The 19,921-nt window shown below is 63.8% G+C and carries 19 protein-coding genes and 1 tRNA gene; 10 read left to right on the top strand and 10 right to left on the bottom strand.

The window, feature by feature from the left end; genetic code table 11:
• Positions 1 to 98 precede the first annotated feature (98 nt).
• The 4 genes from GMST_RS03575 to GMST_RS03560 all read left to right on the top strand — a co-directional run bounded on the left by GMST_RS03575 (position 99) and on the right by GMST_RS03560 (position 3,430).
• Complete coding sequence (locus GMST_RS03575; protein ID WP_183353231.1) at positions 99 to 1,799, top strand: nickel-dependent hydrogenase large subunit; 1,701 nt, start codon at positions 99 to 101, stop codon at positions 1,797 to 1,799.
• 71 nt (positions 1,800 to 1,870) lie between these two features.
• A complete protein-coding gene (locus GMST_RS03570) occupies positions 1,871 to 2,425 on the top strand; it encodes a HyaD/HybD family hydrogenase maturation endopeptidase (protein WP_183353230.1) in 555 nt (184 codons plus the stop codon).
• Between the two features lie 464 nt (positions 2,426 to 2,889).
• Positions 2,890 to 3,267, top strand: a complete 378-nt coding sequence (locus GMST_RS03565; RefSeq protein WP_183353229.1) for a response regulator — start codon at positions 2,890 to 2,892, stop codon at positions 3,265 to 3,267.
• An 88-nt stretch (positions 3,268 to 3,355) separates the two neighbouring features.
• A tRNA-Gly gene (locus GMST_RS03560) sits at positions 3,356 to 3,430 on the top strand.
• Positions 3,431 to 3,796: 366 nt separating this feature from the next.
• Here GMST_RS03560 and GMST_RS03555 read toward each other — a convergent pair.
• The gene (locus GMST_RS03555) at positions 3,797 to 4,258 is read right to left on the bottom strand and encodes a hypothetical protein (protein ID WP_183353228.1); all 462 of its coding nucleotides are present in this window, start codon (positions 4,256 to 4,258) and stop codon (positions 3,797 to 3,799) included.
• A gap of 203 nt (positions 4,259 to 4,461) precedes the next feature.
• On the opposite strand from GMST_RS03555, the gene GMST_RS03550 reads away from it, so the two are divergent.
• A complete protein-coding gene (locus GMST_RS03550; RefSeq protein WP_183353227.1) occupies positions 4,462 to 4,725 on the top strand; it encodes a hypothetical protein in 264 nt (87 codons plus the stop codon).
• Positions 4,726 to 4,850: 125 nt separating this feature from the next.
• Here the strand turns inward: GMST_RS03550 and GMST_RS03545 are convergent, their stop codons facing one another.
• Positions 4,851 to 5,162, bottom strand: coding sequence for a hypothetical protein (locus GMST_RS03545; RefSeq protein ID WP_183353226.1), 312 nt, complete (start codon positions 5,160 to 5,162; stop codon positions 4,851 to 4,853).
• Between the two features lie 560 nt (positions 5,163 to 5,722).
• Here GMST_RS03545 and GMST_RS03540 point away from each other — a divergent pair.
• A complete protein-coding gene (locus GMST_RS03540; protein ID WP_183353225.1) occupies positions 5,723 to 7,102 on the top strand; it encodes a sigma-54-dependent transcriptional regulator in 1,380 nt (459 codons plus the stop codon).
• A gap of 211 nt (positions 7,103 to 7,313) precedes the next feature.
• Entirely contained in the window at positions 7,314 to 7,742 is a 429-nt protein-coding gene (locus tag GMST_RS03535; RefSeq protein WP_183353224.1) for a cytochrome c, read from the top strand.
• A gap of 68 nt (positions 7,743 to 7,810) precedes the next feature.
• Here the strand turns inward: GMST_RS03535 and GMST_RS03530 are convergent, their stop codons facing one another.
• Positions 7,811 to 8,827, bottom strand: a complete 1,017-nt coding sequence (locus GMST_RS03530; RefSeq protein ID WP_183353223.1) for a metalloregulator ArsR/SmtB family transcription factor — start codon at positions 8,825 to 8,827, stop codon at positions 7,811 to 7,813.
• A gap of 440 nt (positions 8,828 to 9,267) precedes the next feature.
• Between GMST_RS03530 and GMST_RS03525 the strand changes: the two genes are divergently transcribed.
• Complete coding sequence (locus tag GMST_RS03525; protein ID WP_183353222.1) at positions 9,268 to 12,411, top strand: ATP-binding protein; 3,144 nt, start codon at positions 9,268 to 9,270, stop codon at positions 12,409 to 12,411.
• A gap of 126 nt (positions 12,412 to 12,537) precedes the next feature.
• Here the strand turns inward: GMST_RS03525 and GMST_RS03520 are convergent, their stop codons facing one another.
• The 5 genes from GMST_RS03520 to pstS all read right to left on the bottom strand — a co-directional run bounded on the left by GMST_RS03520 (position 12,538) and on the right by pstS (position 16,538).
• Positions 12,538 to 13,101, bottom strand: coding sequence for a flavin reductase family protein (locus GMST_RS03520; protein ID WP_183353221.1), 564 nt, complete (start codon positions 13,099 to 13,101; stop codon positions 12,538 to 12,540).
• Positions 13,102 to 13,147: 46 nt separating this feature from the next.
• Complete coding sequence (locus tag GMST_RS03515; RefSeq protein ID WP_183353220.1) at positions 13,148 to 14,143, bottom strand: YhdH/YhfP family quinone oxidoreductase; 996 nt, start codon at positions 14,141 to 14,143, stop codon at positions 13,148 to 13,150.
• Between the two features lie 41 nt (positions 14,144 to 14,184).
• The gene (locus GMST_RS03510) at positions 14,185 to 14,373 is read right to left on the bottom strand and encodes a tautomerase family protein (protein ID WP_183353219.1); all 189 of its coding nucleotides are present in this window, start codon (positions 14,371 to 14,373) and stop codon (positions 14,185 to 14,187) included.
• Positions 14,374 to 14,659: 286 nt separating this feature from the next.
• Entirely contained in the window at positions 14,660 to 15,139 is a 480-nt protein-coding gene (locus GMST_RS03505; RefSeq protein WP_183353218.1) for a PilZ domain-containing protein, read from the bottom strand.
• A 367-nt stretch (positions 15,140 to 15,506) separates the two neighbouring features.
• The gene (pstS, locus tag GMST_RS03500) at positions 15,507 to 16,538 is read right to left on the bottom strand and encodes a phosphate ABC transporter substrate-binding protein PstS (protein ID WP_183353217.1); all 1,032 of its coding nucleotides are present in this window, start codon (positions 16,536 to 16,538) and stop codon (positions 15,507 to 15,509) included.
• Positions 16,539 to 16,778: 240 nt separating this feature from the next.
• Between pstS and GMST_RS03495 the strand changes: the two genes are divergently transcribed.
• Positions 16,779 to 17,465, top strand: a complete 687-nt coding sequence (locus GMST_RS03495) for a response regulator (RefSeq protein WP_183353216.1) — start codon at positions 16,779 to 16,781, stop codon at positions 17,463 to 17,465.
• Between the two features lie 128 nt (positions 17,466 to 17,593).
• Entirely contained in the window at positions 17,594 to 17,914 is a 321-nt protein-coding gene (locus GMST_RS03490) for a hypothetical protein (protein WP_183353215.1), read from the top strand.
• 292 nt (positions 17,915 to 18,206) lie between these two features.
• On the opposite strand, the gene GMST_RS03485 is transcribed toward GMST_RS03490, so the two are convergent.
• On the bottom strand, positions 18,207 to 18,836 hold the full coding sequence (locus GMST_RS03485; RefSeq protein WP_183353214.1) for a response regulator: 630 nt from the start codon (positions 18,834 to 18,836) through the stop codon (positions 18,207 to 18,209).
• Positions 18,833 to 19,735, bottom strand: coding sequence for a sensor histidine kinase (locus GMST_RS03480; RefSeq protein WP_183353213.1), 903 nt, complete (start codon positions 19,733 to 19,735; stop codon positions 18,833 to 18,835). The genes GMST_RS03485 and GMST_RS03480 overlap by 4 nt, the downstream gene beginning before the upstream one ends.
• Between the last annotated feature and the right edge of the window lie 186 nt (positions 19,736 to 19,921).

The following is a 19,921-nucleotide window of genomic DNA, read 5'->3' as shown; positions in this document are numbered from 1 at the left end:
GGGTTTGGGGACTGGGATTGGGGAGCTCGTGGGAGAACCCGAAACGAACCTAGAACGTAGAACCTAGAACTGATGTTCACATAAAGGAGGGCTTAGGCATGACAACCAGAATAACGATCGACCCGGTCACGAGGATCGAGGGGCATCTTAGGATAGATTGCGAGATAAACGGCGGCAAGGTCTCCAAAGCCTGGTCGTCGGGGCAGATGTGGCGCGGCATCGAATCGATCGTGCAGGGGAAGGACCCCCGCGAGGTCTGGCTCTACACGCAGCGCATCTGCGGGGTCTGCACCACGGTGCACGCCATCGCCTCGGTGCGCTCGGTGGAGAACGCGCTCGGCATGGAGATCCCCCTGAATGCCCAGTACATCAGGAACCTCATGGTGGCGGCCCACGCCATCCAGGACCACCTGGTGCACTTCTACCACCTCTCCGCGCTCGATTGGGTGGACGTCACCTCGGCGCTCAAGGCCGACCCAAAAAAGACCGCGGCCCTGGCCCAGAACAGCTCTAGCTGGCCCTTGCACAGCACCCAGGTCTTCTCGGACGCCCAGCAGCGCCTGAAAGCCTTCGCCGACACGGGCCAGATGGGGATCTTCACCAACGGCTACTGGGGGCACCCCGCGATGCGGCTCTCCCCCGAGGTGAACCTTTTGGCGACCACCCACTACCTGCAGGCGCTCGAGGTGCAGAGAAAGGCGAACATGATCGTCTCCATCCTGGGTGGGAAGACGCCGCACATCCAGAACCTCGCCGTGGGGGGCGTCGCCAACGCCATCAACACCGACAGTCCGGCGACCCTCACCATGGAGCGGCTCTACTACGTGAAGACCCTGATCGACGACCTCGGCAAGTTCATCAACGAGGTCTACTTCAAGGACGTCTGCGCCATCGGGGCCGCCTACGCCGACTGGACCGCCATCGGCGCCGGCGTGAAGAACTACCTGGCCGTCCCGGACCTGCCGATAGACGGCAAGGGGATCGCCTGCCTGCTTCCGGGCGGCTACCTCCCCGGCGGCGACTTCGCGAAGTTCCACCCGATCCGTTCCCTGCAGGACGAGTACTTCCAAAAAGGGGTCCACGAAAGCGTCAAGCACTCCTGGTACCAGGGCGAGTGGACCCGGCATCCCTGGGAAGAGGAGACCAAGCCCGAGTACACCGACTTCCAGGACAACGGCAAGTACTCCTGGGTGAAGGCTCCGACCTTCTACGGCCAGCCGGCCCAGGTAGGTCCCCTGGCGAACGTGCTGGTCATGTACGCGGCGGGGCACGAACCGACCAGGAAGTACACCGAGCTGGCCCTCAACACGGTGGGGAGCCAGTTGGGGCAGAAACTCTCGGTAGATGCGCTGCATTCGACCATCGGCCGCCACGCCGCCCGCGCCGTGCGCGCCGCGGTCCTCTACGAGGCCCTGCAGAGCCAGTGGCATAACCTCATCGAGAACATCGGGACCGGCGACGCGAAGACCTTCGTGCGCCCCGAGTTCCCCAAGGGTGAGGTGAAGGGGGTAGGGTACCACGAGGCGCCGCGCGGCGTGCTCTCGCACTGGGTGGTAATCAAGGACGCCAAGGTGAAGAACTACCAGGCGGTGGTCCCGTCCACCTGGAATTCAGGCCCGAGAAACGGCCAGGACGTCCCGGGCCCCTACGAGGCTTCCCTTATTGGGACCCCGATCGCCGACCCGCAGCGGCCGCTCGAGGTGTTGCGCACGGTGCACTCGTTCGACCCCTGCCTCGCCTGCGCCATTCACCTGACCGACACCGAGCATCAGGAGATCGTCGAGGTGCGCGCAGCGTAGCGGGGCTGTGGCAGCCCGATCGGACCGATCCGTCTGATCGGGCTTCAGAACACCTGCGGGAGGTAAAAGCCATGAACATCCTGGTACTGGGCGTGGGCAACCTGCTGATGCAGGACGAAGGGGTAGGGGTGCGTGCCCTCGAGGCGCTGGAGGCGCGTTTCCTGATCCCGCCCGCGGTGGAACTTCTGGACGGCGGCACCGCCGGGCTCGAGCTGTTAAACCAGCTGGCCTGCCGGGACGCGCTGATCATCGTCGATGCCGTGAACAGCGGCAGACCGCCCGGGACCGTGGTCCGCTTCGAGGGAGAGCAGGTCCCCGCGGTGTTTCGCAAAAAGATCTCCCCGCACCAACTGGGGATCTCGGATCTCTTGGCCGTGGCCAGGCTCACCGACCTCTTGCCTCAGCACGTGGTGCTTTTTGGCGTGCAGCCGGCACAGCTCGGCACGGGGCTGGAACTCTCCCCGCAGGTGGCGGGAGTCCTCGAGGAAGTGACCCTCCTGATCGCCCTCGAACTTGCATCCTTCGGCGCCGACCTGGTACCGAAGAGCGCAGCGCCCGCACCGGTACTGACCCCGAGCGGGAAGGGAGCGCCACCGGTGCGGCTTTCCTGCCGGCTACCGGCGTGAACCTCGGGGCCATCGCCCTCTCCCGGGGAGCAAGTTCGCCGCCCAGCTTAGCAGCGGAGCGGGGAGCGGGAAACTGGTGGCAGGGAGCGCGCACGGCATCGACCTGAGCGGCGGCAGTGCTACGGCTACCCTCGGGATGAAGTAATCCACAATTGATGGCAGTACCTCGGCCTCGCGCTCTCCGGCGCGGGGCATTTTTTTGCAGGCGGCCCGTGCCTCGTTCGGCGGGTAGGCGGACTCGTTCCCCATGGGTGCTGCCCCCTGGCCGCAGGCTTGTCACTACATCCTGCCATCGCCTGTGCAATCCAGGCCCCCGATATCTTGGTACTGTTTCATTTTTGCCGTTGACTCTGTTTTTTCTCTGACATATGCTGCAAGCGCAGGGGCGGAAAAGGGTAAATGTCAGGGGAAACCTGCCGAAAAGACAGAAGACTGGGCGTTCAGGAAAATCCGTGGAGGCGTGCATGGCACTTAAGGATGTCAGGGTACTCATAGTCGACGACGAGATTTTCTTCCGCACCGTGTTGCGTGAGATCATCGGGAAGATCGGCTTCACCATAGTCGGCGAAGCAGCCGACGGCGATCAGGCGGTCCGCCAGTACGTCGCCCTGCGTCCTCACATCGTCATCATGGACATCTACATGCCGGAGAAAAACGGCATCGAGGCGACCCGAGAGATGCTGGCCCTCAACAAGAGCGCCAACGTCCTCATCTGTAGCGCCTCCGACTACGACTCCGACACCCAGGCCGCCCTCGACGTCGGGGCCAAGGCGATCCTGAAAAAGCCCTTCGTCCCCAAGGAGATCTACGAAACCGTGAAGAAGGTGCTGGGGGGGAAGTAGGGGAGGGGCTACGCGCAGAAAAAATTACCGAGCTGCAACTTTTGCTTGACTGCTATCGGCGGTTTTGCTATAAGTCAGGACTCGTTGAGCGGGAATAACTCAGTGGTAGAGTGCAACCTTGCCAAGGTTGAAGTCGCGGGTTCGAACCCCGTTTCCCGCTCCAAATTACTAGATAAAGGGCTTAGCCGGCAAGGCTAAGCCCTTTTTTCGTTGCGCCTGCCGCTGTACGTGCCGACGGCGGCCGGGACTTCGTTGCGCTCCCGGGGGCTCATCGACCGGGTCGGTGCGTTGCGGCGTGCTCCCGATCGCCCCTCGCCTGCTCCCGAGTGCGGTCCACCCCCTCCCAAGAAGTTCTTCAGCGCCCCCGAAACCTTCCCAACTGGCTTGCGACGCTCTTAAACCGCTCCTTACAGGCTATCTCCCCTTGAGGACGCGCGCTGCGGAACGGGGAGTCGCCAAAAAGAAAAAGGACAGGCTGCCTGAAGGCAGGCCTGTCCTCTCTTTTCGAATTACCGCGACCTGCTAACGGTTATTTCGCGAGGTCCTTCGCATCGTTAACCGCGGCGTCCTTGGAATCCTTTGCCTTCTTTGCGACGGCACCCGCATTCTTCTTGGTGGCGGCCGCGCTGTCTTTCATCTTTTTCTTCTTGGCAGCCACGGCCTCCTTGTTCTTGGCGGACTGGGCCTGGGACTCGGCCTGCTTGGCTGCTGCTTTGGCCTTCAGGTCCGCTTCCTTCTGTGCGGTCTGATCGGCTACCTCTTTGGACTTCTTGGCCGCCGCATCCTTTTTGGCAGCCGCCTTGGCCTTGAGGTCGGCTTTCTTGTCGGCCGCCTTCGCCTTCAGATCCCCTTCCTTTTTGCCGGCCTGGTCCACCGCTTCGTTGCTCTTGTTAATCACGTGATCCATGCCGGCCATCGGGTCAGCACCGAAGGCAGCAGCGGCAAAAGTAAGGCTCGATACGACAGCGGTCAGCAAGACAATTTTTTTCATAGTACCCTCCATGAGATTCAAAAGATCTCGGTACCATATACAATATGGGGCCGGGCGGCAATAAAAAACGAGGCTCGCTGGCATTGGTTTGGAGGCCATTGCTATTGCGTAGTGCCCGGTTCTCAGACAGGCGCTGCTGTCTTGACTTCCCCTCTTTCAGTGCTTATTCTTAAGAGGTAGTCATACTCTGAGGAGGTAGCACTATGAAGAACTCAGCACTGTTTGTGATTGCAGCACTGGTTGTGTCGAGCAGTGTCCCCGTGTTTGCCAACGACAAAGATGAGTGCCTGCTCGCATCCAAAAACTGCAAGGCCGAAGTGGACAGTCTTCAGCAGAAAATGAAAAAGCTGAACGGCGAAATCAAGAAGGGTAACAAGGTCTACAGCGCCGACGAGCTTAAAAAGCTGAACGCTAAGCTCAAAGAGGCCAACGCCATGCTCGACGAGATGCTGAAGCCGGGCAAGTAGTCTTATCCTCCGCTAACCGACGGACTCACGGCAGCCCTGGCGCCTTTTCTTCCGCTCCCCTGGCGCAGCCGGCTGCCGTAAGTCTGTCCGCTTCGGCGTCAGCCTCAACCTTCCTCAGGTCACCGTCAGCTCAGGCAGCAGGGCGGGACCCCCTGTTTCTGGGCAACCCCCCGCAACTGTCCCTTCAACTCCTTAAGCTCTCCTTCCACCTTGCCAACCTGGTGCGGATCGATGGTGTCGTCGGTGTAGATACGACGCAACTCCAGTTCCTTCGCCTTGACCTCCTGGGTCAGTTCGTCGACTCCCGCGCCCGAGAGTTGTGCCGCCTGCTGGGTGCAGGGCCCGTTCTGGCAGCAAGATCCGCCGGAGGCCTGGGCGACTCCGAAACTGGCGACTCCAAGGGTGAGGGCAACTGCAACGATCAGGGATTTTTTCATGGTCTGCTCCTTTTGTTGTGAGGTAAGGCGTCTGGTGCCTTTGCCCATCCCTATAGCCAGCAGCGTGCCAGTCAGGCTTTTTGTTGTGTAACGTTCAGTAATTAAATAAAAATGCTCATTTGCGCGCTGCGGATGGGTCCCGGGGGATCTTGGAATATGCTGCACATTCTTGGGGGAGCTTGAGAATTTTCCGCACTCCACCTTCCGCCCGCCCTGCTTCGGCCGGAGGTGGCGCTACTCGGTGCTTTCCCGTTAGTCCCGAACAACAGAGCACGGCCCGTAGAATATTCGTCAACTCCTGCGAATATTCTGCATTGTCTGGCGCTCCGGAACGGGAGCCTGTCACAGGCGGCACCCAGATCCCTTGCGATATCAAGGAGGTACCCGGTTGCACCGACTTGGCACGGACCTTGATGCCTCCCGCAGAGACGTTACGACCGTTAAAACGGTTAACCTCCTTGTTATCGGGCGCACCCTGACACCTCCCGTTTGGGCGCGCCCCTTTTTCTTGAGCGCCGCGCACCGTTAGCAAAGCTGCGAGCTCAACCACCGGAGTCCCCATGAAACACCACATTCTAGTTATCGATGACGACGTCTCGCTGCGCCGGGTCCTGGAGTACAACCTGGAAAACGACGGCTACCTGGTGCAGACCGCCAGTAGCGGCGAGGAGGGACTCGAGCTTTTCCAGCAGCACAAGCCGAGCCTGGTAATAACGGACATGAAGATGACCGGGATGACGGGGCTCACGGTGCTCACCTCCATAAAGGAGCGCTCTCCCGAGACGCTGGTCATCATCCTGACCGCCTTCGGTACCGTCGACCTCGCCGTCGAGGCGATGAAGGCGGGGGCGCACGACTACCTCACCAAGCCCTTCAACCGGGACGAGCTGCGCCTCACGGTGAAAAAAGCGCTGGAGTTCAAGGGGCTTGCCGAGGAGAACCGGCGGCTCAAGGTCGAGCTCTCGGACCGCTCGGAACTGAGGACCATGGTCGGAGCCTCGCAGCAGATGGAAAAGGTCTTCGGGGTGGTGCGCAAGGTCGCCGATACCGAGGCCCCGGTGCTCATCATGGGTGAATCCGGTACCGGAAAGGAACTGATCGCGCGTTCGCTGCATGCCAACTCCTCGCGGCGCGAAGGCCCTTTCGTCGCCATCAACTGTGCGGCAATCCCCCGGGACCTCCTGGAGAGCGAGCTGTTCGGCCACGTGAAGGGGGCCTTCACCGGAGCCGTGCGCGACAAGACCGGGAAGTTTCAGCTGGCGGACGGCGGGACGCTTTTCCTGGACGAGGTGGGCGAACTCCCGGTGGAGCTGCAGCCCAAGCTGTTGCGTGCGCTGCAGGAGCGGGAGGTCGAGCCGGTGGGTGGGACCTGCAGCTACAAACTCGACGTGCGCATCGTCTCCGCCACCAACGTAAACATCGAGAAGGCCATCGAACAGGGGAGCTTTAGGGAGGACATCTACTACCGCCTGTCGGTGATTCCCATCCAGCTCCCGCCGCTGCGCGAGCGCTCGGGGGACATCCCGCTGCTGATCCGCTACTTCTGCGCCAAGCATGGCGGCGAGAAGGTGACCTTCGAAAAGGCGGCCCTGGTGGCGCTGGTCAACTACCCCTGGCCGGGCAACGTCCGGGAGCTGGAAAATACCGTGGAACGCCTGCTCATCATGCGGGATGCCGACCTGGTGAGGCTCGACGAGCTTCCCGGAAAGTTCCACGAGCACCGGGTGAGTACAGCCTCGGTTTTGAGGCTCCCCGAGGGAGGGTACTCTCTCGAGCAACTGGAACGGGAGGCGGTGGTCGAGTCGCTGGAGCGCAACGCCTGGAACCAGGCCGCGGCGGCACGCTTTCTCCGCATCCCGCGGCACACCCTCATGTACCGCATGGAGAAGTACCAGATCGCGCTCCCGGCCGGCGCCCGACGCGGAACGGCTGCGGAGTAGCAAAACGTTGAATGGACACGGCCGTGCCGTGAGCCGTTTGCATCCACGCATTCAGCCGAGATCAGCAATCCTCGATTGCAGTGCGACCACCCGGTGGCTCGGCGTTCCTGAGCGGCTTCCTCCCGATCTTTTGGGATGCGGCTTGCCATTGCGACGTTAACGCGGTAGATAGTGGAGCGGCAGGTTCAGCTCAATCATGCGGGGGATGAATATGAAGAGAGCAGGTCTTTTTCTGGCAGGCGCAGCATTGGGAGTCGTCGCGCTCGGCGGTGTCGCCGCGGCCCACGGTACCGGGGCCCACGGCGGAATGGAACACGATCCCCAGATGCGGAAGCTGCACGCCATGATGCCGATGTTTTCGATGGCATCGGCAGAGCTCGAGACGGCACTGGAGAAAGGCGATGCTGCCGCTGCCGATAAGGAGTCCGGCAAGATTCTCGCGGCCATCCCGGATCTGAAAGTGTCGCGCCCCCACCGTAACGTGAAGCAGAAAAAGGGCTTTGTAAAACTGGCCAAGCAGCTTGAGGACCGGGCAACCGAAGTACGCGGTCTCTCCCAGAAGGGGGACTTCGCCGCGGCCCGGCCCGCCTTCCGGAAGCTCGAGGCCACCTGCGGGGAGTGCCACGACCGGTACCGTTGAGCATGGCAAAGAAAAACCCGGCAGCCAGATCGGTAGCCGGGTTTTTTAGTACCTGAAAATATCCCGCTTCAGTCCTTCGAAGCTGAACGTCTCGCCTGCTTCTCCTTTTCCCGCTCGAAGGACTTCTCACTGTTGTAACCGCGCTCGCCAAACGGCCGCAGCTTTTCCAGCCAGCGCAGCTCCAGGTCCGCCAATAGCCGGCCCTCCTGCTCCCCCGGCTGCACCGGCTTGAGTACCTCCAGCACCTCGAAGTCGAAGTTCTCCGCGCCGAACTGCTGCAGCTCCTGTTTCAGCGCCTCGTTGAAGACGACGCTCCCCATCTTGAGCTGGAAGAGGCGGCTGTTGCGCGCCCCCTCGAGGTTCGTGCTGCTGTCGATGAAGAGCTTGCCGTTTGCCTTGTTGCGGATCTGGTACACCCCCGGCTGGGTGCTCGTCTGCTTGTAGACCCTCTTGACCTCTGACCGCTTCTTCTCGTTGTTCATGGTTTGCGATCCTGTCGTTGTCGTTGCGGCCAATTCGCCCGGCGCACTCAGTTCCTGTTCCCGCCAGTACTCCGCCGCCTCGCGCCTTATGAGCCCCTCGTCCACCAAGAGCCGCCGGACGGTGCAGTAGTCGTCGAAGAGCGGCGCGATGAGGGCGGTCACCTCGGTCTCCGAGTAGTGCCGGCCCAACTCGAAGCGCAGGGCGAACTGCTCCAGTACGATGAGCCGTTTTTTGTGCTGCGCCGGGAGCTTCTCCAACGTGCCGTTCACGAAGAAGGCATCGAGCACCTTGCGCCGGTACTGCTCCATCCGCTCGTCCTGCAGCTCCTTTGCCGCCGGCGTCGCCGCGACGATTTCGCGCAACGTGGTGTTGAAGATGGCCAGGTTCGGCTCGATGACCTGGTAGTACTGCTCGCGGCGCGTGCTGATCAGCCCGGCCTGCTCCAACTTGCGCAGGTGGAACGATACGGTAGAGGGGGCCAGGGCGTGGCGCCTGGCGATCTCCTCGACGTACTGGGGGCGCTCCAACAGCGAGTTGACGATCGCCAGCCGCGATTGATCCGCCAGTGCCTTCAAGATGGCGATGCTCTGTTCGCTTTTCACGGTGTTGCCTCCAATTCGATGTATATCGAATCAATATCACCGCCAGCGCCGCCGTGTCAAACTGTTTTTGCGTTTGTCGAAATTGATTTTGAACCGGACCGCCCGGGCGCAGCACGGTTACCTACCTAATCCCGCCGCCCCCGATCAAAAAAAAGGGCACCCGAAGGCGCCCAAAGTTCAAGAGGTGAAACGTGCGACCTTTGTACCGGGTAAATGTGGAAGCAATAGGGACGCGGTGTAAAGAAAGTCGCGTCGTCCATATGCTCCGCGCCTCATTTAGACTTTTCCTGTATCGGTTGCGCCCCCAAATGTGCTATAGATCCCAAGGCTTTCCCTAAAGCGCTCGACGGGTGGATGGTGCGCCTGACCCCAACGATCGGCAGCGCGAACCGTAGCTTCCTAACAAGTAGTCGCGACGCTGCTGCAGCCCGAGGAGAACCATGAGCTCTAGCCAGTACAAACTCTTCCGGTATTCCGGAGCCGTGGCACTGGTCACCCTTGCTGTCCTTTTGCGCTACGCCCTGATGCACCTGGTCGGCGGCGGGCTTCCCCCTTTCTTCACCTTCTATCCTGCCGTGATGATCGCGGCCTTGGTCGGCGGACCGGGCCCCGGCGTCGCCGCCACCCTGGCCTCCGCCTGCATCGTCAGCTTCTATTATCTCGCTCCCCATTTCTCCTTCGATGTCGACTCGGTGCGCGACCTGCTAAGCATCGCCCTGTTCCTCGGGATGGGTATCTTCATGAGCCTCGTTGCCGGACGCTACCGGCACAGCCGGGAACACCTGCGCGAGCTGGTGGATGAGCGCACCGAACAGCTGAACCTGGCGGTGGTCGAGCTCAAAAAGGAGGTAGCGGACCACCTGGCGGCCCGGGAGTCGCTGCGTGAAAGCGAGGAGCGCTACCGGATGCTCTTCGATTCGCTCACCGAGGGGTTCTGCATCATCGAGGTGCTCTTCGACGGCGAGCTGCATCCCGTCGACTACCGTTTCCTGGAGACCAACCCGGCCTTCGAGCGGCTCACCGGGCTTAGCGGGGTGCGCGGCAGGCCGATGCGCGAGATCGCTCCGGACAACGAGGAGTACTGGTACGAGCTCTACGGCGGCATCGCGCTGACCGGGGAGGCCGTGCACACCGTGAACTACGCCCGTGCCCTGGACCGCTACTTCGACGTAAGCGCCTACCGGGTCGGCGCTCCCGAGAGCCGCCGCGTGGCGATCCTCTTCAACGACATCACCGAGATGAAGCGCAGCGAGGATGCCCTGAAGGAGAGCGAGGAGCGCCTGCGCCTTCTGGGGGACAACCTCCCCGAATCGGCCGTCTACCAGTACACCCACAACCCGGACGGCACGGTCCGTTTTCTCTACATAAGCGCCGGGATCGAGCGGCTAAACGGGGTTTCGGCCGCGGCGCTTTTGGCCGACCCGCAGATGCTCCACGGCCAGGTGCTCCCCGAATACTACGCGCAACTTCTCGACGCGGAGCGGATTTCGGCCGAAGAACTGAGCGACCTCGACATGGAGGTCCCCATGCTGAGGCCCGACGGCGAGCTGCGCTGGATGCAGCTCCACTCGCGGCCGCGCCGCTTGCCGGACGGGCGGACCATCTGGGACGGCGTGCAGACCGACGTGACCGAGCGCCGGCGCTACCAGGAGGAACTGAGGGCCCACCGCCACGAGCTGGAGTTGCGGGTCGAGGAACGCACCCGGGAACTTACCACCGCACAGGAGGTGCTGCAAACCCTCAACGAGGGGCTGGAGCGGCGGGTAGGCGAGAGGACCCTCGAGCTGCAAAACGCCAACGCCTCGCTCATCGAGTCGCAGCGCGCCGCCCTCGACATGATGGAGGACGCCGAGGTCGCCCGGCGCCTGGCGGTTGCCGCGGGGCAGCACCTGCGCAAGCTCTCCCAGCGCCTCGACCTCTTGGCCGACACCGCCAGCCGGCTTTTGGCCAGCGACTCCCCCCAGGAGATCATCGAGGAACTCTGCAGCAGGGTGATGTCCTTTTTGGAATGCGACGCCTTCTTCAACTACCTGGTCGACGCGGAGGCCGGGCGCCTGCACCTCAACGCCTGCGCCGGGATCGATGCCGCGGAGCAGCAGAACATCGAGTGGCTCGAATACGGCGTCGCCGTCTGCGGCTGCGTGGCGCGCGACGCCTGCCGTGTGGTGGTCGAGGAGATCGCGGTCACCGCGGACCCGCGGGTCGACCTGGTGCGCTCCTACGGGATCCAGGCCTACGCCTGCCATCCGCTGATCTCCCAGGGACGCACCCTGGGGACCCTCTCCTTCGGCACCCGCAGCCGCACCACGTTCACCGAGGACGAGCTCTTGCTGATGAAGGCGGTGGCGGACCAGGTTGCCATCGCCCTGGAGCGCAAGGCCGACGAGGACCGGGTGCTTAAGGCCAAGGAGGCTGCCGAGGCCGCCAACGAGGCCAAGAGCCAGTTCCTGGCCAACATGAGCCACGAGCTGCGCACCCCGATGACCGGGCTCCTCGGCATGTTCGACCTGATCCTGGACGGTCCGCTCGACCCGGAACAGCGCGGCTACCTTAAGACCGCCTGCACCTCGGCCCGCTCGCTGCTGCGCATCCTGAACGACATCCTGGACCTCACCAAGATCCAGGCCGGCAAGTTCTCCCTCGTGGAGGAACCCTTTGCCCTGCGCGGCTGCCTGGAAAACATGGTGAACACCCTGCGGCCGACCGCCCACGCCAAGCGGATCGACCTTGACTTCTCCTTCGCTCCCGAACTCCCCGCGCTGGTGCTGGGCGACCAGGTGCGCCTGGTGCAGGTGCTCACCAACCTCACCAGCAACGCGGTGAAGTTCACCGAAAAGGGGAGGGTGGCGCTCGAGGTAGGGGTGGGGCGCTGCGCGGCGGGGCGGGAGCTGCGCTTTTTGGTGATCGACACCGGGATCGGGATCCCCCCCGAGAGCCGGCGGGAGCTCTTCCAGCCCTTCACCCAGCTCGACGTCTCGCATTCGCGCAGGTACGGCGGGACCGGCCTGGGGCTCGCCATCAGCAAGGACATCGTGGAAAGGCTCGGGGGGACCATCGAGGTGGAGAGCGAACCGGGGAAGGGGAGCCGGTTCCTGGTGACGCTCCCGCTCAAGGAGGTGAGCCCGGAACAGCGCGCCGCCTGCCGGGTGGAGGCCGCGCCGGCACCGGTCCCCAGGCCCCTTCCCAAGGGAGAGCCGGGCGGGCGGCTTTTGGTCGCCGAGGACGACGGGGTGATCCGGCAGTGCCTGAAGGTGATGCTCGAGCGCGCCAACTTCGAGGTGCACTTCGCGGAGGACGGCGAAAAGGCGGTTGAGATGTGGGGGGCGGGGAGCTACGACCTGGTGCTCATGGACGTGCAGATGCCGCGCCTGAACGGTTTCCAGGCGGTCGAGCGGATCCGGGAGCGGGAAAGGCTCGCGGGGGGGCATACCCCGGTGGTGGCCATGACCGCGCACGCCTCGAAGGAGGACCAGGAGAAGTGCCGGGTGGCCGGCATGGACAACTACCTCTCCAAGCCGATCGATTTCCGCGAGACCCTGGAGCTGATCCGCAGGGTGATCGGGGAGAGCCCGCGCAGCGCCTAGACGAGGGGCCGCTTCCCGGACCGCTTCAGGGACGCTGCGGAAAATCGCTGAACATCGGGTGTAACCGGTTCTAGAGGCAAGAGGCAAAAAGCAAAAAGGGGCGCCAGTGAGGCGCCCCTTTTTTTGTTACTTCTTCCCGACCGAGAAGGCCTGCCCCAGGAAGGCCCCCACGCCGTAGTAGCCGCGGTGGGCGGTGTCGAAGAGCATCGGCTTCAGCTTGAGGATGTCGGGGAGCCCGTCGGCCGCAAGCACCGAGGGGTCCGCCTTCACGTCGACGATCTCGCCTACGAACTGGGTGTGCAGCCCGAGCTCGAAGTGGTGCACCAGCCGGCACTCGAGCACGAAGGGGATCTCGGCCGCGAAAGGGGCGTCGACCAGCTCGCTCTTCACCGGGGTAAGTCCGGTGGCGGCGAACTTGTCCCCGTCGCGCCCCGAGACGATCCCCACGTAGTCCGCGGCCTGCATCTGCGCCTCGCCGGGGATGTTGATGGTGAAGGCCTGGCGCTCCAGGATCGCCGCGTAGGAGTAGGTGGCCTTGCGCAGCGAGACCGCGACGCTTGGGGGCTGCGAGTTGCAGATGCCGCCCCAGGCCGCGTTCATCAGGTTCGGCTTGCCGTCCTTGTCGTAGGTGCCGACCAGAAGGACCGGCGTAGGAAAGAGCAGGGTCTTCGCCCCGAGGGACTGTTTCATCGTGTTCTCCTTGATGTTTAATGGTGCTCCCGTCCGTGATCTCGGGTCACGGGAGCCTGACCACCACCCGCCCGCGCAGCGCCCCCGCGAGGATCGCCTGGATCTCGCGCTCCAGGGCGTTCAGCTCCACCTCGCAGCTGAGCTCCTCGAGCTTGGGCGGCTTCCACTCCCCGGCGAGTTTCCCCCACACCTCGCGGCGCAAAGGCGCCGGACACTGCACCGAGTCGATCCCCTGCAGGCTCACCCCACGCAGGATGAAGGGGTAGACGTTGAGGGTCAATTCCGGGGAGGAGACCAACCCGCAGCAGGTGACGCAGCCGCCGTAGCGGGTCGCCTTGAGCGCGGCGGCGAGGGTGGGTCCACCCGCCACGTCCACCACCCCGGCCCAGCGCTCCTTCATAAGCGGCCGCTCCCCCCCCGCGATCACCTGCTCACGCGGGAGCACCTCGGCAGCCCCCAGGCCGTAGAGGAAGGACTCCTCGGTGGTTTTCCCGGTGGCGGCCACCACCCGGTAGCCGGCGCGCGCCAGGATGGAGACCGCGATGCTCCCCACCCCGCCGGTCGCCCCAGTCACCAGGACGTCCCCCTGTTCGGGCCGGACCCCCGCCTTGACCAGGCTCAGCACCGAGAGCGCCGCGGTGAACCCCGCGGTCCCGAGCGCCATGCTCTCGCGCAGGGTGAGCCCCTCGGGGAGCGGCACCGCCCAGGCCGAGGGGATGCGGATGTACTGGGCGTACCCGCCGTCGGTCTCCATCCCGAGGTCGTAGCCGGTGACGATCACCGCAGCCCCCGGCTGAAAGCTTCCGTCGCTTGCAGAAACCACCTCTCCGGCGGCGTCGATCCCCGGGGTGTGCGGGAAGTTCCGCGTGACGCCGGGGTGGCCGGTTGCCGAGAGGGCATCCTTGTAGTTGAGCGAGGAGTAACGCACCCGGACGAGCAGCTCGCCCGGCGGCAGGTCGTCGATGGAGCGCTCCTTGATGCTGCGCTCAAACTTCTGGTCCTGGGTCTTTTCCACCACCAACGCTTGGAATCTCGTCTCCATCTAGGTTCCCCCCTTCGGTTGTGACGCGCGAGTGCGCCTCTTCAGGCCCGGTCGGAGATCAGGGTCCCCCCCTGGGCGATGTCGTCGCGCTCCAGTTCGTTGATGATCACGTAGGTCGCCTGCCGGGGCGCACCGGCGATCTCCACGATGGCGTCGGTCATCCTCTGGGAAAGGAGGGCCTTTTGGTCCTTGCTGAGCTTGCTGGCGATATCGATGCGGATAAAGGGCATGGCTGCCTCCTTGGAAACGGTCCGCGCCGCCCGGGCGGAACCGCGCGTAAGGTCCCGCTCGCCCCGGAGGGCAGAGGGCGGCTCCCCGGAAGGTGGGCGGTACCTGGTGAGGTGACGTGTTTATTTTCCGAAGCAATAAGAGCCGGGGGTACCGGCTCTGGTTGGGTGCGGGGGCGGGCGGCAAGGGCGCAGCCTCTCAGGCTCCCCGCAAAAGGACTCGGGCTATTAGACCCAACCTGTCGCGGTTGTCAAGAGGCTTTTTGCCGGCTGTGGGCCGGGTGGGGGACTAAACGAGCTGGAGTTCTCCCTGGCGGGCGCGCAGCCGGGCCAGGTGGTGCATCCCCAGCTGCTTGAGTTTCGGGTCGTCCGAGTTGCACAGCTTGCCGACCAGTTCCTCCCATTCGTAGCTGATGAAGGAGTGCTCGGGTACCTTGAGCGCGCTGAAAAGCAGGGCCTGCAGGGACTCCTGGTCCGCCGGGTCGTCGAAATGGATCCCCATGCTGAGCGAACCGTCGGCCTCAAGGTGGCAGTGGACGCACCTGCCGGCGAACCATGTCCGGTCGACCGGCAACTGGACCCGGACCGCATCGTTCTCGACCGGAACTTCCAGCGGGTGCGCCAGGGGCGGGATCACCAGGGTGATGCCGTGGGCGGAGTAGTTGGCGACATAGCTATCTTCCAGGCCTCCCCGCCAGGACAGGGTGACTTTCCGGTAGCTGACGGGTAGCTGTTCGGAGCCGTAGCGTACGTGGTTTCGGTTGTTCATAGATCCTCCCCTCCGTGGGTCTCTCTCAATGGGCACCAGGTACTGAACGGAAGCCTGACGGTGCCGGAACGGAAACGGTTGTCCGGGTGCGTTGGATAGTATTAATATTGGGCGGCTGCTGAATCAGCATCCAATGCCTTAAGCCAAGACTCTATCACGGCAATGTTACAACTCTGTGAATATCGACACCGATAGTGCTGATATCTTCCGACAGTGCGCCGAGGTTCTGACGGCAGGCTCTCCTGGCCCGGAAAAGCTGCGCTGTTGCCAGGTCCGTGAGGGGGATTGCGGGAGAGAAGGGGAAAGGCGGGGCGGGGCGGGGTGCGGGTGCGTCGCACGCGGGCGGCGCACCCCACCGGCCTTCGGTTTACCAGGTGATGCTCCTGATGGTCTTCTCCACCTCGTCGGCGAGGTTCTTGGGGAGCGGCGTGTAGTACAGGGTCGAGGTCATCTTCTCGGCCTTTCTGAGCTCCCAGTTCAGGAACTCCACCAGTTTCTTCCCCTTTTCGGCGTCCTTTTGGCGCTGGTAGACCAAGAGCCAGGTGAGCCCCACGATGGGATAGACCTCCCTGCCGCTCCGGTTCACCAGCGAGACCCGGTGGTCGCCGCTGACCTTCTTCAGGTGCGCGGCAGCGGCCCGGGTCGAGAGCATGGTCGGCTTGACGAAGACGCCGCTGCGGTTTTTCAGCGCCGCGGTGGCAAGCCCGTGCTCTACGGCGTAGGCGATCTCCAGGTAGCCTATGCTGTACGGCGTCTCCTTGATCTGCTGCACCACCTCGCTGCTCCCCTTGGCGCCGACTCCCACCGGGAAGGGGACGCTGGTGCCGCTGCCGAGGGTGGCGCCCCACAGCTCGTTCACCCGGCTCAGGTAGTCGGTGAAGATGCTCGTGGTGCCGCTCGCATCGGAGCGGTGCACCACCACGATCGGCTGGTCGGGGAGTGCGAGGCCCGGGTTGTCGCGCAAAAGGCGCGGGTCGTTCCAGCTCCCGATGGTCCCCATGAAGATGGCGCCCAGGGTGTCCGGGGTGAGCTTAAGGGTGCCGGCCACCCCGGGGAGGTGGTAAGAGACCGCTACGGCACCGAGCACCGTCGGGATGTGCAGCAGTTTTGCCGGGGCCTTCTTCAGCTCCTCGTCGGTGAGGTACTTGTCGCTCGCGCCGAAGTCGACGCTGCCGGCCAGGATCTCCCTGATCCCGCCGCCGCTGCCGATCGCCTGGTAGCTGAAGCGGACCTCGGGATCGATCGAGGCGTAATCCTTGAACCACTTCTGGTACAAGGGGTAGGGGAAGGTCGCGCCTGCCCCGGTAAGGGGAACCTCGGCGCGGGCCTGGCAGATGCCGGCGGCCACCAAAAGCAGGGCGGCGATGACGGTACGGGCGAGTCGTGCTGCTGTAAACATGTGATCTCCTTCGCTTGCTGTCCTTGTGCCGAAACCCGGTCCGGCACTGGGAGGCATGGTAGCGGGGGTTTGTTACGATCCGGTAACGGCTGGCTGAAGGTTTCCTGAAGAGCCCCGGCGCCCCTTGCGCGAGCCGCTGGCTGCCGGGAGTTCGGCAAGTTTTTACCTCGCTGTAACGCGTTCTTCACAAACAAGTTGTATGAAGGCAACGGACGCTAAATTTTCCTGCCGAGGAGACCCATGCAAACGGTACTGATAATAGAGGACGAGCAGGACCTGGCGGAGCTGCTCGCCTTCCACCTGGAGAAGGAGGGTTACCGCACCGAAGTCGCCGGTGACGGGATCAAGGGGCTTGAGGCGGCGCGCGGCATCCTGCCGGACCTGATCCTGCTCGACCTGATGCTCCCGGGGCTTTTGGGGACCGAGGTCTGCAAGCTCCTGAAGAAAAACGAGTCGACGCAGCGCATCCCGGTCATCATGCTGACCGCCAAGGGGGAGGAGATCGACAAGGTGGTGGGGTTCGAGGTGGGGGCCGAAGACTACGTGGTGAAGCCGTTCTCCACCCGCGAACTCCTCCTGCGGGTGAAGGCGGTACTGCGCCGCAGCGCCGGGGTGGCGAGCGAGGGGCCGGTGCTCATGGTGGGACCTCTGAGTATCGACACGGAGCGGCACCAGGTGACCATCAGCGGCACCGAGATCAGCTTCACGACCACGGAGTTCAAACTGCTGCTCACGCTGGTCAAACGGCTGGGACGGGTGCAAAGCCGCGACGTTTTGTTGCGCGATGTCTGGGGCTACAACTTCGTCGAGGACACCCGGACCGTGGATACCCACGTCACCCGGTTGCGCACCAAGATGGGCGAGGCGGGCGAGATGATCAAGACGGTGCGCGGCTTCGGCTACAAGATCGAGGCGGAGTGCCGCTGACTCTCACAGGGTCTGTTGAATAAGCAACTATCCATGTCATACTGGAGCCTGTTGCACCAAGGCCCCTGGGTCTGACTGACTCAGAGGCCTTGGCGTGCCGATCAACCAACAGGTTTCCGGAGGCTGACGTGGGTATTGGAATGGTATGGAGTGTTCTCAGGCAGGCTGCCACCCGCATCCCCTGGTCCAAGGTGGTGCAAAACGCCCCGCTCGTGGTCGACGTGCTGGACCGGGTCAAGTTGCGGACCCGCGCCGGCGAAGCCGCCCAGAGATCCCTCGACGACCAGCTGCACGCGCTCGCCGAGGAGAATGCCCGCCTCTCCGCCGACCTCTTGCGTACCACCTTGCAGTTAAAACAGCTCGCCGCACGGGTCTCGCTGCTCTCCAAGCTCTCCGGCTTCGCCATCGGCTTTGCCGCTGCCGCCCTGGTGCTCGCCCTGGTAAAGTAACCCCCGCCCCCTTACAGTCTGAAGTTCCCCACCACATTCTGCAGGTCCTCGGCCAAAAAGAAGCGCTCCGTTGCCGCCTAGGCAGAGGTCTGCGCGCCACGCGCGGTCTCCTGTACCACGCCGGTCATCTGCAGGTTGTTGCAGCCGATCTCCGAGGTGGGTGCGGTCTGCCGCTTGGCGGCCGTGTCTTCCAAACGCTTGCTTGATGTTGTGAATGCCGGACGCCGGGGCAGGAATTGGAGCGGGGTGTCGGGGGGCGCCGGGCTCCCCCCAGGGAAAGGCGCGAGCCCCGTTAGCTCAGGGAGACCAGGCCGCTGCGGATGGCGTGCTTGGTGAGCTCGGCCAGGTTTGCGAGTTTCAGTTTCTTCATCAGGTTGTGCCGGTAGGTTTCCACGGTCTTGGTCCCGATGTTGAGGGCGAAGGCGATCTCCTTGATGCACTTCCCCTCGGCCAGGGCGACCAGCACCTGCTGTTCGCGCCGCGACAGGGGAGGGGGGGCGGGGGACTCGACCAGCGGGATCAGGACCCCGTACAGCGAGGGGCTCAGGTAGCGCCGGTTGGCCGCTGCGGCCCGGATGGCGCCGACCAATTCCGCGCAGGCCCCGCTCTTCAGGACGAACCCCTTGGCGCCGGCACGCAAGGCCTCGGCTACGTAGTGCTTGTCGTCGTGCATGCTCAGGACGATGACGGACACCCCCAAGGCGGACTCGCTCACCCGGCGGGTCACCTCGAGCCCGTTCATCCCCTCCATGGTGATGTCCACCACCAGCACCCGGGGGCGCAGGGTGCGGACCAGGTCGATCGCATCGGCGCCGTTGTCCGCCTCGCCCACCACGCGGATGTCGCTCTCCGCGGCGAGCAGCGCCTTGAGCCCCTCGCGCAGAATCAGGTGATCGTCGGCTATGATGACTTCGATACTCATGGCACCCCCCAGGGCCTTCCGATCTCTTCAGTTCCGGTGGGCAAAAGGAGCTCGATGCGGCACCCGGCACCGGGAGCGCTCGTTACCGTGAGCTCCCCGCCCATGAGCTCCACGCGCTGCCGGGCGCTGCTCAACCCAAAGCCCGTGCCGAGGCGTCCCCGCTCGAAGCCGACGCCGTCGTCGCTCACCTTGAGGCGCACCCGGTCCTCGTGCTGCTCCAGTTCGACGCTCACCCGCGCGGCCCGGGCGTGCTTCACCACGTTGATGAGCAGCTCGCGGGCGATCTGGTACAGGACGATTTTGAGCTCCTCGCCCAGGTTCGGTTCGGCGTGGGCCCCCACAAATTCGAAGGCAAAGCCGTGCTCCCGGGCCAGCCGGCTCCCCAGGCTGTCCAGGGTGGCCCGCAGTCCCAATTCATAGAGGATCGGCGGGCTCAGCTCGAAGCTTAAATCTCTCAGGTCGGCCATGGAATCCTGGAGTATCTCGACCAGTTCCTTGAGGGCCGGGCTCTCCGGGAGCAGCTTTTTCTTAAGGGCGAGGTCGAGCTTGATCTTCCCCAGTGCCAGGCGCTGCACCACCTGGTCGTGCAGCTGGCGGGCGATCTGGCGCCGGGCACGCTCGTCGCACAGGTTCAGCTCCGCGGCGAGGCTGGCCAGCTGCCGGCGCGAGGCTGCCAGCCGGGACTCGGTGAGCTGCCGTTCGGTGAGCTGGCGCAGCATGTCTTCCTCGAGGGCTCTTTGGCGGGCCACCAGCTCAAGGTTGCGGGCGAAGGCGCGCTCCCGGCTTTGTTCCAGCGCCTCCAGGAGCAGCTGCTGTTCGAGCATGACCTGCTCCAGCAGTTCGTCGGTGGGAAGCGGTTCTCGGGCGGTTGGTGGCTGGGCGGGACCTTGTTTGGACATCGAGCTTCGTGCATCCTTTGCCGCCGGACCCGGTGCCGGGCCGACTTCTGATAACGGCTGAATTAAAAAAACATCGGGAACCGGTGCGCGGCTGGCTGGCCGGGTGAAGCAGCCAGTCGCGCCGGGCTGCGCGGGCTCCCTGTTTCGGTATCGGTCCTTGTTGATAACATTTCCTGTCTTAATATG

This window comes from Geomonas silvestris, assembly GCF_014193515.1.
GTDB classification, from domain to species: domain Bacteria; phylum Desulfobacterota; class Desulfuromonadia; order Geobacterales; family Geobacteraceae; genus Geomonas; species Geomonas silvestris.
This window is presented reverse-complemented; position numbering and strand designations above follow the sequence as displayed.

Bases quoted from the DNA above. Each gene is read 5' to 3' on its own strand.
- GMST_RS03575 (WP_183353231.1), top strand. From the start codon at position 99: ATGACAACCAGAATAACGATCGACCCGGTCACGAGGATCGAGGGGCAT.
- GMST_RS03570 (WP_183353230.1), top strand. From the start codon at position 1,871: ATGAACATCCTGGTACTGGGCGTGGGCAACCTGCTGATGCAGGACGAA.
- GMST_RS03565 (WP_183353229.1), top strand. From the start codon at position 2,890: ATGGCACTTAAGGATGTCAGGGTACTCATAGTCGACGACGAGATTTTC.
- GMST_RS03555 (WP_183353228.1), bottom strand. From the start codon at position 4,258: ATGAAAAAAATTGTCTTGCTGACCGCTGTCGTATCGAGCCTTACTTTT.
- GMST_RS03550 (WP_183353227.1), top strand. From the start codon at position 4,462: ATGAAGAACTCAGCACTGTTTGTGATTGCAGCACTGGTTGTGTCGAGC.
- GMST_RS03545 (WP_183353226.1), bottom strand. From the start codon at position 5,162: ATGAAAAAATCCCTGATCGTTGCAGTTGCCCTCACCCTTGGAGTCGCC.
- GMST_RS03540 (WP_183353225.1), top strand. From the start codon at position 5,723: ATGAAACACCACATTCTAGTTATCGATGACGACGTCTCGCTGCGCCGG.
- GMST_RS03535 (WP_183353224.1), top strand. From the start codon at position 7,314: ATGAAGAGAGCAGGTCTTTTTCTGGCAGGCGCAGCATTGGGAGTCGTC.
- GMST_RS03525 (WP_183353222.1), top strand. From the start codon at position 9,268: ATGAGCTCTAGCCAGTACAAACTCTTCCGGTATTCCGGAGCCGTGGCA.
- GMST_RS03520 (WP_183353221.1), bottom strand. From the start codon at position 13,101: ATGAAACAGTCCCTCGGGGCGAAGACCCTGCTCTTTCCTACGCCGGTC.
- GMST_RS03515 (WP_183353220.1), bottom strand. From the start codon at position 14,143: ATGGAGACGAGATTCCAAGCGTTGGTGGTGGAAAAGACCCAGGACCAG.
- GMST_RS03510 (WP_183353219.1), bottom strand. From the start codon at position 14,373: ATGCCCTTTATCCGCATCGATATCGCCAGCAAGCTCAGCAAGGACCAA.
- GMST_RS03505 (WP_183353218.1), bottom strand. From the start codon at position 15,139: ATGAACAACCGAAACCACGTACGCTACGGCTCCGAACAGCTACCCGTC.
- pstS (WP_183353217.1), bottom strand. From the start codon at position 16,538: ATGTTTACAGCAGCACGACTCGCCCGTACCGTCATCGCCGCCCTGCTT.
- GMST_RS03495 (WP_183353216.1), top strand. From the start codon at position 16,779: ATGCAAACGGTACTGATAATAGAGGACGAGCAGGACCTGGCGGAGCTG.
- GMST_RS03485 (WP_183353214.1), bottom strand. From the start codon at position 18,836: ATGAGTATCGAAGTCATCATAGCCGACGATCACCTGATTCTGCGCGAG.
- GMST_RS03480 (WP_183353213.1), bottom strand. From the start codon at position 19,735: ATGTCCAAACAAGGTCCCGCCCAGCCACCAACCGCCCGAGAACCGCTT.